Below are 13,996 nucleotides of genomic sequence, written 5' to 3'. Positions count from 1 at the left end.
CCTTCAACGCGGCAGCAGGTGCGGCTGCAGCCGCGCCGCCAGCGCGCGCAGCCGCTCGATGCCGGGTTCCTTGCGCGGCCACACGAGGCCGACGCCGTCGTTGTCGAACCGCGGCAGCACGTGCAGGTGCAGGTGCGGCACCGACTGCCAGCCCGCAGGCCGGTTGGCCTGCAGGACGGTCACGCCGTCGGGCGCGAACGCCGCCTGCACCGCCAGCGCGACGCGGCGCGCCGCGCGCATCAGCGCCGCGGCCTCGTCGTCGGTGGCATCCATCAGCGTCTCGCAGGCGCGCCTGGTCGCGACGATGACGTGGCCGTCGTTGACCTGGCCGGCGTCCATGAACGCGAACACGAGTTCGTCCTCGTAGACCTTGGCGCACGGCAGTTCGCCGGCGAGCAGGCGTTCGAACACGGTGGGCATGATCGTCTCCCCGGTTGGCGGCCGTCGCCGGCCTCAATCGCGCGCGCTCGGCGCCATCGCCGCGCGCCGGCGCAGGCGGCGACGGCGTTGCCAGCGCACCTTCATCGCGAGCACGAAGCTCGCCGCGGCGTAGGTCAGCAGCCCGACCGTCGTGGCCATCAGCGCCATGCCCAGCAGCAGCGGCTTGCCCAGCGCCGTGATGCCGTCCCACGCCCGCGCGAACCACCCGCGGCCGTCGTCCGCCACCGGCCGCGGCTCGTTGACGGGCGGCGGGCCCTGGACGGCCGCCTCCTCGCCGAGCACCGCCTTGCCGAGCCGCCATGCGGCGTAGTACAGCGGGCCGTAGGTGGCCGGGTTGCTGACCAGCGTGCTCGCCGCGGCGGTGGGCACGTTGGCGCGCAGCACGACCGCCGCGCCGACCGACAGCGGGATCTGCGCGATCGGGATCAGCAACCCGAAGAACACGCCGATCGCCATGCCCAGCGCGACGCCGCGCCGGCTCATGTGCCACAGCCGCGGGTGGTGCAGCGCCGGGCCGATCCAGCGCAGCCAGCGGTTCTCGCGCATCGACTCCTGGGTCGGCAGCCAGCGCTTGAGGCGGTCGTTCATTCGGCGTGGTGGGAGTCCGCGGCAATGTCGGCGTCGAGGCGCACCGCCTTGACGGCCTGCTGCAGCGCACGGCGCAGCGCACTGGCGGCGCGCAGGCGGGCGTCCATCGCGGACAAGGGCAGGCGCCCGTCGGCACCGGCAGCCAGCAGCGCGGCCTTGAGCGACTGGTACGCATTTTCCGTCGCCTCGAGCAGCCGGTCGATCGCCGGGGTCACCACCGGTTCCTGCGCACCGGCCTCGTCGGGCACGGCCAACGCGTCGAGCAGCGCCGACGCGTGACGGCGGAAGTCGGCGTCGGCCGCCGCGGCGGCGTCGGGCAGCGCTGCCGCCGCGGCGTCGGCCTGTGCGGTGGCCGCCTCGAACGCCAGTTCGGCGCAGGTCTCGTGATAGCGCTCGACGCGCAGGATGCGCGGCAGCCGCTCGCTGCTGTCGGCGGTCATCGCGCCGCGGTGCAGCCGCTCGACGAAGCGCTCGATCGCACGCGCGAGCGCCGCGTGCAGCGCGCGGTCGCGCTCCAGCGCCGCCGGTGGCGCGCCGCCGACGGCGCCGCGCGCCAGGCGCACGGCGATCGCGCCGGCACGGCGGACCTCGCGGCGCAGCGCGTCCAGCGCGATGACCGGCACCTGCAGCGCGTTGTCGTCGAGGTAGCGCGGGCGCGCCTCGTCTTCCTCGATCGTGCGGAAACGCGCCAGCAGCCACCGCGTCAGCGCGCCGGCCAGCGGCCACATCAGCAGCACGCCCAGCACGTTGAAGATCGAGTGGAACAGCGCCAGCTTGGCCGCCGGGTCGCGATCCAGGCCCAGCGCCTCGCGCGCCCAGCCGATGGCCGCCACCAGCCACGGCAGCAGCGCGAGCGCGACCGCCGCGGTCAGCACGTTGAACAGCACGTGGGCCGCGGCGGCGCGCTTGGCGTTCGGCGTCGCGCCGACCGAGGCCAGCAGCGCGGTGACGGTGGTGCCGATGTTGGCGCCGATCACGACGGCGGCCGCGCCCTGCACGTCGATCAGCCCGCTTTGCGCCGCGGTCAGCGCCATCGCCATCGATGCCGCCGACGCCTGCATCACGACGGTCAGCGCGGCGCCGATCGCCACCAGCGCGAGCACGCCCCACAGGCCCTCGCCCGCGGGCAGCCGCACGTCGTCGGCGAAGCCGAGGAACGCCTGCTGCAGCAGCCCGATGCCGAGGAACAGCACGCCGAACCCGGCCACCGCCTGCCCGGTGGCCGCCAGCGACGGTGCACGCCCGAACAGCTTGAGCAGCGCACCCAGTCCGACCAGCGGCAGCGCGAAGGCGTCGACCTTGACGCGCAGCCCGACCAGCGCGACGAGCCAGCCGGTGAACGTCGTGCCGACGTTGCTGCCGAACAGCACCCACAGCGCCTGCGACAGGCTCAGCAGACCCGCGTTGACGAAGCCGATCGCCGCCACCGTGACCGCGCTCGACGACTGCACGGCCGCGGTGATCAGCGCGCCCGACGCCAGCCCGTGCAGCCGCGTGCGCGTCGAGCGCGCGAGGATCTGCTCGAGCGCCGGGCCGGCGGCCAGCTTGAGGCCGTCGGTCATCATCGCCATGCCGAGCAGGAACAGGCCGACGCCGCCCAGCAGGGGGCCCAGCCGCGCCGCGACGTCGAGCACGCTCATGCGGCAAGTATCGGCGCCGGGCGCCGAGCCCGGGCTGCGGCCCGGCGCACGCGCCGGCCGCCGGACGGGGATGTTCAGGTCGGCGTCGGCGTGCCGGCCATGCGGTCGTACTTCAGGAAGTACTGCCGCGCGAGCGCGACGAGCTGGCCGTCGCTCGGGTGGTCGACCGTCTCGTAGCCGACGATGTGCTTGGCGGTCTGCGGGCGGTGCTTCTCGACGTAGTGGCGGAAGTCGGCCATCGCGGTGCGCCCGCCGACGACGAGCACCTCGGCGATGCCGGCCAGCGCGTCGCAGACCTCGCCGAAGAACTCGTGCTCGGTGCGCACCTTGCTGCCGTGGTAGCGCGTCGGATGGCTGTGCGCCTTGAGCTTTTGCGACTCGACGTGGTCGGGGTCGAACTGCAGCACCTGGGCGGTCTCGTGGTCGATGCGCAGGACGGCGTGGAACAGGGCCATGGGGGTCTTTCGGGTTCGGTGGGTCGCGGGATGGGGGCGCCGCGGCGGTCGACGCCGCGGCCGGGGTTCAGGGCGTGCGGCGCGCGGCGGTGCGCTCGCGCGCGGTTTCGCAGTCGATGCAGCGCAGGGCCCACGGCTCGGCCTTCAGCCGGTCGAACGGGATGTCGATGCCGCAGTCGACGCAGCGGCCGTAGTCGCCGCGCTCGAGGCGCTGCAGCGCGGCCGTCACGCGTTCGAGCTCGACCTGCTCCTGGTTCGTCAGCGCAGCGGCGATGTCGCGCTCGGGCAGTCGCTGCGGCGCGTCGTCGCCGTCTTGCGTGAGCACGTCATGCGCGCGTTCGGCGCGCGTCTGGCCGTGCAGGTGCTCGGCGAGCTGGCGCTCGAGCTCCTGCCGGCGTGCCGTCAGCTCGGCCTCGAGTTGGGCACGCTGGCCCGGGGTCAGGGTGATCGTCATCGCGTCGGGCTCCTCACTGCAGCGCATGTTGGCAGCGGCGACGGCCCCGTGTGTTGACGTCGGTCAAGTGCCGCGGCCGCGTTCCTACAATCGGGCCCTGCGTCCGATGACCCCCGACGACTTGCCCACCCACTGCGACGTGCTCGTCGTCGGCGCCGGCCCGGCCGGCAGCGCGTGCGCGCAGGCGCTGGCGCGCGACGGCGTCGACGTGCTGCTCGTCGACCAGCACCGCTTCCCGCGCGACAAGGTCTGCGGCGACGGCCTGATTCCCGACGCGCACGCGGCGCTGCGCCGCCTCGGGGTGCACGAGGAGGTGATGGACCGCGCACAGCGGGCGACGCACGTGGCCTGCATCGCGCCGCGCGGCGGGCGCGTCGAGGTGCCGGGCACGCTGGCGGTGCTGCCGCGGCGCGAGCTCGATCACCTGCTGGCACTGGCGGCCACGCGCGCCGGCGCGATGCTGGCGACGCCGTGGCGGTTCGAAGCCCCGCTGCTCGACCGCGAGCGCGTCGTCGGCGCGCGGCTGCGCGCGGGCGGGCGCGTGCACGACGTGCACGCGCGCTGGGTCGTGCTCGCCACCGGTGCCGTGCCGCAGGCGCTGATCGCCGCCGGCGTATGCCGGCGGCGCACGCCCAGCGCGGTGGCGCTGCGCGGCTACGTGCGCCACGACGGCCTGGCCGGGCGGCTGCGCGCGCTCGAAGTCGTCTGGCACCCGCGGCTGGCGCGCGGCTACGGCTGGATCTTCCCGGGACCGGCCGGCGTGTTCAACGTCGGCGTCGGCCTGACCCACAGCCACGCCGCCGGCGCCGACGGCCGCGCGACGATGGCCGACGTCAACCTGCGTGCGATGTTCACGGCGTTCACCGAGGTCCACGCCCCGGCGCGCGAGCTGCTGGCCGAAGGCACCTGGCTCGGCGAGCTCAAGGGCGCGCCGCTGCGGTGCTCGCTCGACGGCGCGGCGTGGAGCCGGCCCGGGCTGCTCGTCACCGGCGAGGCCGCCGGCAGCACGTACGCCTTCACCGGCGAAGGCATCGGCAAGGCGCTCGAGACCGGGCTGCTCGCGGCGCAGGCGATCGTGCGCGCACAGCGCGAGGGCCTCGACGACGACGCCGCGCGCGCCGGCTACGAGCGCTCGCTCGTGGCACTCAAGCCGCGCTACGACCTCTACGAGCGCGCCAACCGCGTCAACCACCACCCCTGGCTCGCCGACCTCGTGATCTGGCGCGCGCGGCGCACGCCGGCGCTCGTGCGCCGCATGGCCGGCGTGCTCGACGAGACCGCCGACCCGAGCCAGATGGCGTCGGTGCGCGGCGTCGCGACGCTGCTGCTGCCGATGCGATGACGCGCTCGCGGCGAGGCCTCGCCGCCGGCTATGCCCGCAGCTCGCGCCGCAGGATCTTGCCGACGTTGCTCTTCGGCAGCTCGTCGCGGAACTCGATGTACTTCGGCCGCTTGTAGGCGGTGAAGTTGTCGCGGCAGTAGCGCGCGACGTCGTCCTCGGTCAGCGTCGGGTCGCGCCTGACGACGAACAGCTTGACCGCCTCGCCCGACTTCTCGTCGGGCACGCCGACCGCGGCGCACTCGAGCACGCCGGGCATCAGGCTGACGACCTGTTCGATCTCGTTCGGGTAGACGTTGAAGCCCGACACGAGGATCATGTCCTTCTTGCGGTCGACGATGCGGATGTAGCCGCGCTCGTCCATCACGCCGATGTCGCCGCTGCGGAAGTAGCCGTCCGGCGTCATGACCTTGGCCGTCTCGTCGGGGCGGTTCCAGTAGCCGGCCATCACCTGCGGGCCCTTGATGCAGATCTCGCCCGGCGTGCCGGGCGGCACGTCGCGGCCGTCGTCGTCGCGGATCGCGATGTCGGTCGACGGGATCGGCAGCCCGATCGTGCCGGTGAACTCGCGCTTGTCGAGCCGGTTGCTGGTGGCCACCGGCGAGGTCTCGCTCAGACCGTAGCCCTCGACGATCGGGCAGCCGGTGACCTTGAGCCACTTCTCGGCGGTGGCCTGCTGCACCGCCATGCCGCCGCCGTTGGAGACGACGAGCTCGCTGAAGTCCAGCCGCGCGAAGTCGGCGTCGTTGGCCAGCGCGTTGAACAGCGTGTTGACGGCCGGGAACATGTTGACGCGGTACTTGGCCAGCGTCTTGACGAAGCCGGGGATGTCGCGCGGGTTCGGGATCAGCAGGTTCATCATCCCGAGCCGCGCGCCCATGAAGTAGCAGATCGTCAGCGCGAAGATGTGGTACAGCGGCAGCGCGCACACCACCGTCAGCGGCTTGCCGCCGAGCGTGTCGAGCATCGGCTTGAACCAGGCCTCGGTCTGCACGATGTTGGCCACCACGTTGCGGTGCAGCAGCGTCGCGCCCTTCGACACGCCGGTCGTGCCGCCGGTGTACTGCAGGAACGCGACGTCGTCGGGGCCGACATCGGCGCGCTTGAGGTGCAGTCGCGTGCCCTCGGCGATGGCCATGTTGAAGCGCACCACGCTGCGGCCGTCGCCGAGCGGCAGGCGGAACTCGGGCACCATCTTCCTCACGTGCCGCACGACGAAGTTGACGAGGTTGCCCTTCCAGAAGCCGAGCAGGTCGCCCATCGCCGCGAGCACGACGTGGCGCACCGGTGTGCGCTCGATGACCTCCTCGAGCGTGGTCGCAAAGTTCTCGAGCACGACGATGGCCTGCGCGCCCGAGTCCTTCAGCTGGTGCTCGAGCTCGCGTGGCGTGTACAGCGGGTTGACGTTGACCACCGCGTAGCCGGCACGCAGCACCGCGGCGATCGCGACCATGTACTGCGGCAGGTTCGGCATCATCAGCGCGACCCGCGCGCCGCGCTCGAGCCCGAGCGACTGCAGGTAGGCGCCGAGCGCCAGCGACAGCTCGTCGATGTCGCGGTAGCGCAGCCGCACGTCCATGCACGCGCACGCGTCACGCGCGGCGAACTGGCGAAACGAGCGCTCGAGGACATCGACGAGCGTCGCGCGCGGGTCGATCTCGACCTCGGCCGGCACGCCGGGCGGGTAATGCGCGAGCCACGGTCTGGCGGTGGCGGCGCCGGCGGCGGGTGGGTCGATCACGGCAGGCACGTCAGGCTCCCTCCTGGCAGTGGCAAGTCATCGGCAAACCGGCGCATCGTCACCGGCAACGGCGCCGGCGCGCTACGGTAATTGCCCGAGCGGGTCGTCGGCCGACGCCGCCGTCGCGTCGGCGGCTGCGAACAGCCGCTCGGCGAGCGATGTCTCGCGGCGCACGATCGTCGCGAGGAACGACTGCGCGCCGCGCATCGCGCGGAACGTGTCGAAGCCCGACTCGAGGAAACGCTGCAGCGCGTCGAGCCCGGCCAGCCGCGCCGGCGCGCGCATCATGCGCAGGCTGTGGCGCAGCAGCGGGTTGCGCGTGTAAGCGTCGAGGTCGAGGCCGACGCGGTGCATCAGCTCGATCTGCCGCTTGCGGTCGTGCGCGCGCCCGACGTGCTGCCACAGCTCGACGTAGACCGCGCGGTCGAGCGCTCGCGCGCCGAGCGCGCGCCCCATCAGCGTGTCGAGCTCTTCCGACAGCGCGTGCAGCGCAGCCAGGTGCGTCACGGTGTCGACGACTTCGCGCGGGAACAGCCGCACGAGGCCCGGCACGATGCGCGCGAACTGCGCGTCGCGCTGCGTGAAGTCGTGCGGGCCGTACAGCTCCTGCAGGAAGAAGCGCGCGGCCGCCGCGTAGCGCGGGTCGGCGAGCAAGTCGGCGTACGTCGTCTCGAAGCGCTTTTGCTGGTAGGCCTTCACGCGCACGACAGCGGCTGCCAAGCCGGCGTCGGCGGCGCGGGCGCGGCGCTCGTGGTCGACGCGCCTGAGGTCGGCGAGGATGGCGTCGGCGGCGGCAGTGGACATCGGTCGTCGCACACGGCGGCGGGCAGGGCGCCGCAGCCGGTTGGGCGCCAATGATGCAACATGCGCGGCGATGCGACGATCGCACCGCAGCAAACCGCGCCGCCGCCACGCCGGCGCCGGCGCCTGAACCACGATGGAAGCGGCCCGGCTCGAGCGCGCGCTCGTCGCGCTGCTGGCCACCGTCGCCGTGCTGTGGGTCGGCACGGCGTTGATGCACGGGCGCCCCGACCTCGCGCTGCTGGGCGTGCTGGTGCCGATGTTCGGCCACGGCGCGGTGCTCGGCGTCGAGTTCGTGCTGCTCGCGCTGCTGCACGGCGACGACCCGGCGCCGCGCGCGACGCCGGCCGAGCTGCTGCGCGCGTGGCGGCGCGAGACGTGGACCGCGCTCGTCGTCTTCGGCTGGCGCCAGCCGTTTCGCCACGACGCCGTCCCGGACCACCTGCCCGACGATGCGAGGGGCCGGCGCGGCGTCGTGCTGGTGCACGGCTTCCTGTGCAACCGTGCGCTGTGGAACCCGTGGCTCGAGCGGCTGCGCGCCGCCGGCGTGCCGTGCGCCGCGGTCACGCTCGACCCGGTGTTCGGCCCGATCGAGGCCTATGCGCCCACCGTCGATGCGGCCGTGCAGCGGCTGCTCGACGTCACCGGCGTGCCGCCGCTCGTCGTCGCGCACAGCATGGGCGGTCTCGCGGTGCGCGAGTGGCTCGCGCAGTCGCGGCGCGTGCGCGACGTGCACGCCGTCGTGACGATCGGCACGCCGCACCACGGCACGTGGCTGGCCCGCTTCGCATTCAGCATCAACGCCCGCCAGATGCGCTGGCACGGCGAGTGGCTCGCCGCGCTGGCGCAGCGCGAGCCGCCGGCGGGCGAACGCCCGCCGTTCGTCTGCTTCTACGGCCACTGCGACAACATCGTGTTCCCGCCGAGCACGGCCGTGCTGCCGGGCGCGGCGGCGCACCACGTGCGCGCCACCGGCCACGTCGATATGGCGTTCGACGACGCCGTGTTCGCCGAGGTCCAGCGCCAGCTCGCGCTGCCGCCGCGCTGAAACCGCCGATGCGTGCGTGCAGGGGACGCCGCGGCCGCGGCGCCGGCCCGCGGGTCAGGCCGACGCCGGCGCGAACTCGCGCTCGCCGGCCAGCACGACGCCGGCGGCGAGTTCGCCGTCGCGCGCGATCGATGCGCGCACGTCGCGGTACAGCGGCGCGAAGTCGGGCGCGGTGGCGTCGAACAGCTGCGCGAACGAGTCGATCACGAAGTAGATCGCCTGGTAGGTGTCGATCTTGTAGCGCGTGCGCATCATGCGGCGCAGGTCGAACGCGACGCGCCGGGGCGCCGGGTCGGTGACGCTGTAGCGCAGCTCGCCGGCCGAACTGAGGATGCCGGCGCCGTAGGCGCGCAGGCCCTGCGGCGTCGCGATCAGGCCGAACTCGACCGTGTACCAGTACAGCCGCGCGAGCAGCTCGCACGCGTCGAGGCGGCTGGCCTTCAGCCCGCCTTCGCCATAGGCCTGCATGTAGTCGGCGAACACCGGGTCGAACAGCAGCGGCACGTGGCCGAACAGGTCGTGGAAGATGTCGGGCTCGACGACGTAGTCGAACTCGTCGGGCCGGCGGATCCAGTCGGTCACGGGGAACTTGCGTGCCGCGAGCAGCGCGAAGAACGCCTCCTCCGGGATCAGCCCGGGCACGCCGACGATCTGCCAGCCGGTGGCCTTCATCAGCCGCTCGGACACGTCGTCGAAACGCGGGATGCGATCGGGCGCGCCGAGCTGCCCGACGGCGGCGATGAACTCGTCGCACGCCAGCCCCGGCAGCTGCGCCATCTGGCGCGCGTACAGCCGGCGGTAGGTGTCGTGGTCGGCGGCGCTGTACTGCGCCCAGTCCTGCTCGCAGGTGTAGTCGGCGCGCGCTCTCGCGTAGTCGCCGCGCGGCGGGCGGTCGCCCTCGCCGTACGTGACGGGCGGCACACCCCGGTTCACGCCGGAGTGGAAGTCGATCGACGCTGCGGTGCCCATCGCGACGGCCTCAGGCGACGGATTCGGTCTTCAGCACGCCGCGGCGCATCTGGTCGAGCTCCATGCTCTCGAACAGCGCCTTGAAGTTGCCTTCGCCGAAGCCCTGGTCGCCCTTGCGCTGGATGAACTCGAAGAAGATCGGGCCGAGCTGGTTCTCGCTGAAGATCTGCAGCAGCAGCGCGCCGGCCTTGCCGTCGATCAGGATCTTGCGCTTCTGCAGCTCGGCGACGTTCTCGCCGTGGCCGGGAATGCGCCGGTCGACGAGCTCGTAGTACGTGTCGGGCGTGTCGAGCAGCTGGATGCCGGCCGCGCGCAGGCGGTCGACCGTCGCGACGAGGTCGTTCGATGCGAGCGCGATGTGCTGGATGCCCTCGCCGCGGTAGCGGTCGAGGTACTCCTGGATCTGGCCGGCCTTGTCGTTGCCTTCCTCGTTGATCGGGATGCGGATCTTGCCGCACGGGCTCGTCATCGCCTTGCTCTTGACGCCGGTGACCTGCCCCTCGATGTCGAAGTAGCGGATCTCGCGGAAGTTGAAGATGCGCTCGTAGAACTCGGCCCACTCGCCCATGCGCCCGCGGTGCACGTTGTGCGTCAGGTGGTCGACCGTCGTCAGGCCGAAGCCGGGCGGGTTCAGGCTCGCGCCGGAGTTCTCGCACAGGGGCTCGAAGTCGACGTCGTAGAAGCCGATGTCGCCGATGTCGCCGGGCTTCTTGCCGCCCTTGCCGCGCCACTTGTCGACGAAGTAGATCAGGCTGTCGCCGATGCCCTTGATCGCCGGGATGTTCAGCTCCCCGGGCCCCGCGGTGTTCGCGTAACCCCAGGCACCGAGCGAGACGGCGCGCTCGTAGGCGGCCTTCGCGTCGTGCACGCGAAACGCGATCGCGCAGATGCTCGGCCCGTGCAGGCGCGCGAAGCGCTGCGCGAACGAGTCGGGCTCGGCGTTGACGATGAAGTTGATCTCGCCCTGCCGGTAAAGCAGCACGTTCTTGTGGCGGTGCTTCGCGATCGCGACGAAGCCCATGCGCTCGAAGAGCGCGCCCATCGCCTTCGGGTCGGGGGCGGCGTACTCGATGAACTCGAAGCCGTCGGTGCCCATCGGGTTGTCCCAGGGGGTGAAGGTGCTCATCGCGCGCTCCTCGCAAGCAGTGGGGGAGGGGGAACGGGCCGCCGGCCGGACGCGGCCGCGGTCGGACTCTGCACTGTAGGACCGCTTCGGCGCAGATTTCCTGCAAGTTCAGGCGTGCCATGCGCAGACTACGCACGATCGATGCACACTCGCATTCATGAGCACTCCCATCGAGCTTGACGCGATCGATCGGCGCATTCTTCGTGCGCTGCAACATGACGGACGCATGACCTACGACGAACTCGGCGGACAGGTCGGGCTGTCGGCGTCGGCGGCGCTGCGCCGCGTCAAGCGGCTCGAGGAAGCGGGCGTGATCGCGCGCTACGTCGCCGTCGTGCCGCCCGAGCGCGTCGGGCTCGGGCTGACGGCGGTCATCAACGTGCGGCTCGAGAAACACACCGAGGGCCACCAGCGCACGCCGATGGAAGCGTTTCGCGCCGGCGTGCAGGCCTGGCCCGAAGTCGTCGAGTGCGTCGCGCTGACCGGCGAGATGGACTACCTGCTGACCGTCGTCGTCGCCGACATGCAGCACTACTCGCGCTTCATCATGGACACGCTGCTCAAGCACCCGGCCGTGCAGGACGTCAAGACGAGTTTCGTGCTCGAGCGCATCAAGAGCGCGAGCGCGGTGCCGGTGTAGCCGACCGCCGCGGCGGTCGGGCGCAGCGACAATGCGCGCCCATGCTCGAGTCGATCACGCAGTTCGCGGCCTGGGTCCAGTCGTGGCTGAGCGCCGAGGCCGGCCTGTGGGGCCTGTTCGCCTCGGCTTTCCTGTCGGCCACGATCCTGCCCGGATCGAGCGAGGTCGTGATGATCGGGCTGATCACGGCGTACCCCGCGCTGGCCTGGCCGGCGTTCGCGGTCGCGCTCGCGGGCAATGTCTGCGGGGCGCTGCTGACCTTCGGCATGGGCTACGCGGCACGCCAGGGCTACGAGCGCTTCCAGCGCGTGCAGTGGAAGCTCGACGAGCGGCAGATGCAGCGGCTGCAGCGCTTCGGGCCGCCGGCGCTGTTCCTGTCGTTCGTGCCGCTGGCCGGCGACGCGCTCGTGCTCGCCGCGGGCTGGCTGCGGCTGGATCTGCCGCGCAGCGTGTTGTGGATCGCGCTCGGCAAGGGCTTTCGCTACCTGCTCGTCGTGCTCGGCGTGCAGGGCGTGCTGTCGCTCGGCGGCTGAGCGTCGGCGGCACGGCGCCGGTCGCGTCGCTTGCCCGGGCTCAGGAGGCGTCGAGGCTGAGCAGCAGCCGTCTCGTCGGTTCGGGGCCGAGCTGCAGCAGCCGCGCGATGTCGCTCACGTCGTCGGGCAGCGCCGGGTCGTCCCAGCCGCGCGCGGTGTGGCGCGCGAGCCGCTGCGCGAGCAGCACGCAGCGCACCGGGGGCGTGTCGGCGTGCCGGTCGTCGTCGAGCTTGACGAGCAGCGGCGGCAGCCGCCACGCGACCATCAGCGCGTGCTGCAGGTCGGCGAGCTCGACGCCGAGCACGTCGCGCTGCGCCACCGCCGAGCGCAGCGTCGGCTCGGCGGCCTGGCGGCGCGCGATCTCGAGCATCAGCGCCGGCGCGTGGCACCACAGCAGCATCTCGGCGAAGTCGTGCAGCTGCGCCGCCTCGTGGATCACCGGCGCGTCGGGGTCGGCGCGGTGCACCGCGAAGCCGAGCGCGAACGTCGCGGCGCGCTGCGAGCGGCGCAGCACGCGCTGGAATCCGGCGAGCGCCTCGGGGTGGTCCGCCAGGCGCGCCTCGACAGTCGGCAGCCCGGTGAAGGCGCGGAAGAACGGCGTGACACCGAGCAGCACGAGCGCCGCGGTCACGGTCTCGGCCTGCCCCGTGTCGCGCCCGCCGCGCAGCGCCGCGACGTGCACCAGCAGGCGCAGCGTCGCCAGCGGGTCGTCGCCGATCGTCTCGGCGAGCAGCCGCGCGTCGACGGCGTCCTCGTGGTCGACGAGTTCGTCGACCGACGCCGCGGTGTACGCGAGCACCGGGATCGGCGCGGCGCGCAGCCACGCCGTCCACGCGTCCAGGTCGCGCAGCGGGCGCTCGAGCATCGGCGGCAGGGCGGCGTCGTTCATCGCGGGTTCGTCGGCTGCTCGGGTTATCGGCCGGGCGCGCGGCCGGCTTGAGCCGCGGCTACCATCGGCGCCGATCGCCACCACCGCGCCTCGCGCCCGACCGCCATGACGACCCTCGGCACCCCGCTGTCTCCCACCGCCACGCGCGTGATGCTGCTCGGCGCCGGCGAGCTCGGCAAGGAAGTGCTGATCGCGCTGCAGCGCCTGGGCGTCGAGACGATCGCCGTCGACCGCTACGAGCACGCGCCGGGCCAGCAGGTCGCGCACCACGCGCGCACGATCGCGATGAGCGACCCGGCGGCGCTGCGCGCGCTGATCGAGGCCGAGCGGCCGATGCTGGTGGTGCCCGAGATCGAGGCGATCGCCACCCCGGTGCTGCAGGAGCTCGAGGCCGAGGGCAAGGTGCGCGTGATCCCGACGGCACGCGCCGCGCGGCTGACGATGGACCGCGAGGGCATCCGGCGCCTGGCCGCCGAGACGCTCGGCCTGCCGACGAGCCCGTACCGCTTCTGCGACTCGCTGGCCGAGCTGCAGGCGGCCATCGACGGTGGCATCGGGTATCCGTGCATCGTCAAGCCGGTGATGAGCAGCTCGGGCAAGGGCCAGAGCAAGGTCGACGGGCCGGGCGACGTGAAGCAGGCGTGGGACCACGCGATGGCCGGCGGGCGCGTCAGCCACGGCCGCGTCATCGTCGAGGGTTTCATCGACTTCGACTACGAGATCACGCAGCTGACGGTGCGCGCGCTCGGGCCCGACGGCGGCGTGCAGACGCACTTCTGCGAGCCGATCGGCCACGTGCAGGTCAGCGGCGACTACGTCGAGAGCTGGCAGCCGCACCCGATGCACCCGGCCGCGCTCGAGCGCGCGCGCGCGATCGCGCAGGCGATCACCGACGACCTCGGCGGACTGGGTCTGTTCGGCGTCGAGCTGTTCGTCAAGGGCGAGCAGGTGTGGTTCAGCGAGGTCAGCCCGCGCCCGCACGACACCGGCATGGTGACGATGACGACGCAGTGGCAAAGCGAGTTCGAGCTGCACGCGCGCGCGATCCTGGGGCTGCCGGTCGACACGGCGCTCAAGAGCGCCGGCGCCAGCGCGGTGATCTACGGCGGCGTCGACGCGAAGGGCATCGTGTTCGACGGCGTCGACGAGGCGCTCGCGCTGCCCGGCGTCGACCTGCGCCTGTTCGGCAAGCCCGAGAGCTTCGTCAAACGGCGCATGGGCGTCGCGCTCGCACGCGCCGACGACGTCGACACCGCGCGGCGCGTGGCCAAGCAGGCCGCCGCGCGGGTGCGCCCGCGCGCGGCGGATTGACCCGACGGCGGCCTGTGCGCC

The 13,996-nt window shown here is 72.8% G+C and carries 15 protein-coding genes; 5 read left to right on the top strand and 10 right to left on the bottom strand.

Going from position 1 to position 13,996, the window contains the following annotated elements; translation table 11 throughout:
* Window positions 1-3: 3 nt before the first annotated feature.
* From MOJ79_RS00750 to MOJ79_RS00730, 5 genes are all read right to left on the bottom strand, one after another.
* A complete protein-coding gene (locus MOJ79_RS00750; RefSeq protein ID WP_241922429.1) occupies window positions 4-420 on the bottom strand; it encodes an HIT family protein in 417 nt (138 codons plus the stop codon).
* A gap of 33 nt (window positions 421-453) precedes the next feature.
* Window positions 454-1,029 carry a DUF2062 domain-containing protein gene (locus tag MOJ79_RS00745; RefSeq protein ID WP_119290335.1) on the bottom strand — a complete coding sequence of 192 codons (576 nt, stop codon included), beginning with the start codon at window positions 1,027-1,029 and terminating at the stop codon, window positions 454-456.
* Window positions 1,026-2,669, bottom strand: coding sequence for a Na/Pi cotransporter family protein (locus tag MOJ79_RS00740; RefSeq protein WP_241922428.1), 1,644 nt, complete (start codon window positions 2,667-2,669; stop codon window positions 1,026-1,028). Before MOJ79_RS00740 ends, MOJ79_RS00745 begins: the two co-directional genes overlap by 4 nt.
* 74 nt (window positions 2,670-2,743) lie before the next feature.
* Window positions 2,744-3,124, bottom strand: a complete 381-nt coding sequence (locus MOJ79_RS00735; RefSeq protein WP_241922427.1) for a hypothetical protein — start codon at window positions 3,122-3,124, stop codon at window positions 2,744-2,746.
* Window positions 3,125-3,191: 67 nt separating this feature from the next.
* Window positions 3,192-3,578, bottom strand: a complete 387-nt coding sequence (locus MOJ79_RS00730) for a TraR/DksA family transcriptional regulator (protein ID WP_241922426.1) — start codon at window positions 3,576-3,578, stop codon at window positions 3,192-3,194.
* Window positions 3,579-3,684: 106 nt separating this feature from the next.
* Here MOJ79_RS00730 and MOJ79_RS00725 point away from each other — a divergent pair, with 106 nt between their 5' ends.
* Window positions 3,685-4,920 carry an NAD(P)/FAD-dependent oxidoreductase gene (locus tag MOJ79_RS00725; RefSeq protein WP_241922425.1) on the top strand — a complete coding sequence of 412 codons (1,236 nt, stop codon included), beginning with the start codon at window positions 3,685-3,687 and terminating at the stop codon, window positions 4,918-4,920.
* A 28-nt stretch (window positions 4,921-4,948) separates the two neighbouring features.
* On the opposite strand, the gene MOJ79_RS00720 is transcribed toward MOJ79_RS00725, so the two are convergent.
* Both MOJ79_RS00720 and MOJ79_RS00715 read right to left on the bottom strand, forming a co-directional pair.
* A complete protein-coding gene (locus MOJ79_RS00720) occupies window positions 4,949-6,667 on the bottom strand; it encodes a long-chain-fatty-acid--CoA ligase (protein WP_241922424.1) in 1,719 nt (572 codons plus the stop codon).
* A 72-nt stretch (window positions 6,668-6,739) separates the two neighbouring features.
* Window positions 6,740-7,462 carry an FFLEELY motif protein gene (locus tag MOJ79_RS00715; protein ID WP_241922423.1) on the bottom strand — a complete coding sequence of 241 codons (723 nt, stop codon included), beginning with the start codon at window positions 7,460-7,462 and terminating at the stop codon, window positions 6,740-6,742.
* A gap of 133 nt (window positions 7,463-7,595) precedes the next feature.
* On the opposite strand from MOJ79_RS00715, the gene MOJ79_RS00710 reads away from it, so the two are divergent.
* Window positions 7,596-8,507 carry an esterase/lipase family protein gene (locus MOJ79_RS00710; RefSeq protein ID WP_241922422.1) on the top strand — a complete coding sequence of 304 codons (912 nt, stop codon included), beginning with the start codon at window positions 7,596-7,598 and terminating at the stop codon, window positions 8,505-8,507.
* Between the two features lie 54 nt (window positions 8,508-8,561).
* On the opposite strand, the gene phhA is transcribed toward MOJ79_RS00710, so the two are convergent.
* Window positions 8,562-9,476, bottom strand: coding sequence for a phenylalanine 4-monooxygenase (gene phhA / locus MOJ79_RS00705; RefSeq protein ID WP_241922421.1), 915 nt, complete (start codon window positions 9,474-9,476; stop codon window positions 8,562-8,564).
* Between the two features lie 10 nt (window positions 9,477-9,486).
* A complete protein-coding gene (gene hppD / locus MOJ79_RS00700; protein WP_241922420.1) occupies window positions 9,487-10,602 on the bottom strand; it encodes a 4-hydroxyphenylpyruvate dioxygenase in 1,116 nt (371 codons plus the stop codon).
* 157 nt (window positions 10,603-10,759) lie between these two features.
* On the opposite strand from hppD, the gene MOJ79_RS00695 reads away from it, so the two are divergent.
* Both MOJ79_RS00695 and MOJ79_RS00690 read left to right on the top strand, forming a co-directional pair.
* Window positions 10,760-11,242, top strand: coding sequence for an Lrp/AsnC family transcriptional regulator (locus MOJ79_RS00695; protein WP_241922419.1), 483 nt, complete (start codon window positions 10,760-10,762; stop codon window positions 11,240-11,242).
* A 41-nt stretch (window positions 11,243-11,283) separates the two neighbouring features.
* Window positions 11,284-11,775: a YqaA family protein gene (locus MOJ79_RS00690; RefSeq protein ID WP_119290315.1), complete on the top strand. Its 492-nt coding sequence runs from the start codon at window positions 11,284-11,286 to the stop codon at window positions 11,773-11,775.
* 40 nt (window positions 11,776-11,815) lie between these two features.
* Here MOJ79_RS00690 and MOJ79_RS00685 read toward each other — a convergent pair whose 3' ends face one another.
* Window positions 11,816-12,664 carry an HDOD domain-containing protein gene (locus MOJ79_RS00685; protein ID WP_241922418.1) on the bottom strand — a complete coding sequence of 283 codons (849 nt, stop codon included), beginning with the start codon at window positions 12,662-12,664 and terminating at the stop codon, window positions 11,816-11,818.
* Window positions 12,665-12,769: 105 nt separating this feature from the next.
* Between MOJ79_RS00685 and purT the strand changes: the two genes are divergently transcribed.
* Window positions 12,770-13,975 carry a formate-dependent phosphoribosylglycinamide formyltransferase gene (gene purT, locus MOJ79_RS00680; RefSeq protein WP_241922417.1) on the top strand — a complete coding sequence of 402 codons (1,206 nt, stop codon included), beginning with the start codon at window positions 12,770-12,772 and terminating at the stop codon, window positions 13,973-13,975.
* Window positions 13,976-13,996: the final 21 nt, after the last annotated feature.

The sequence above is a fragment of the Calidifontimicrobium sp. SYSU G02091 genome, assembly GCF_022631395.1.
In the GTDB taxonomy this organism is placed as follows: Bacteria; Pseudomonadota; Gammaproteobacteria; order Burkholderiales; family Burkholderiaceae_C; genus Calidifontimicrobium; species Calidifontimicrobium sediminis.
This window is presented reverse-complemented; position numbering and strand designations above follow the sequence as displayed.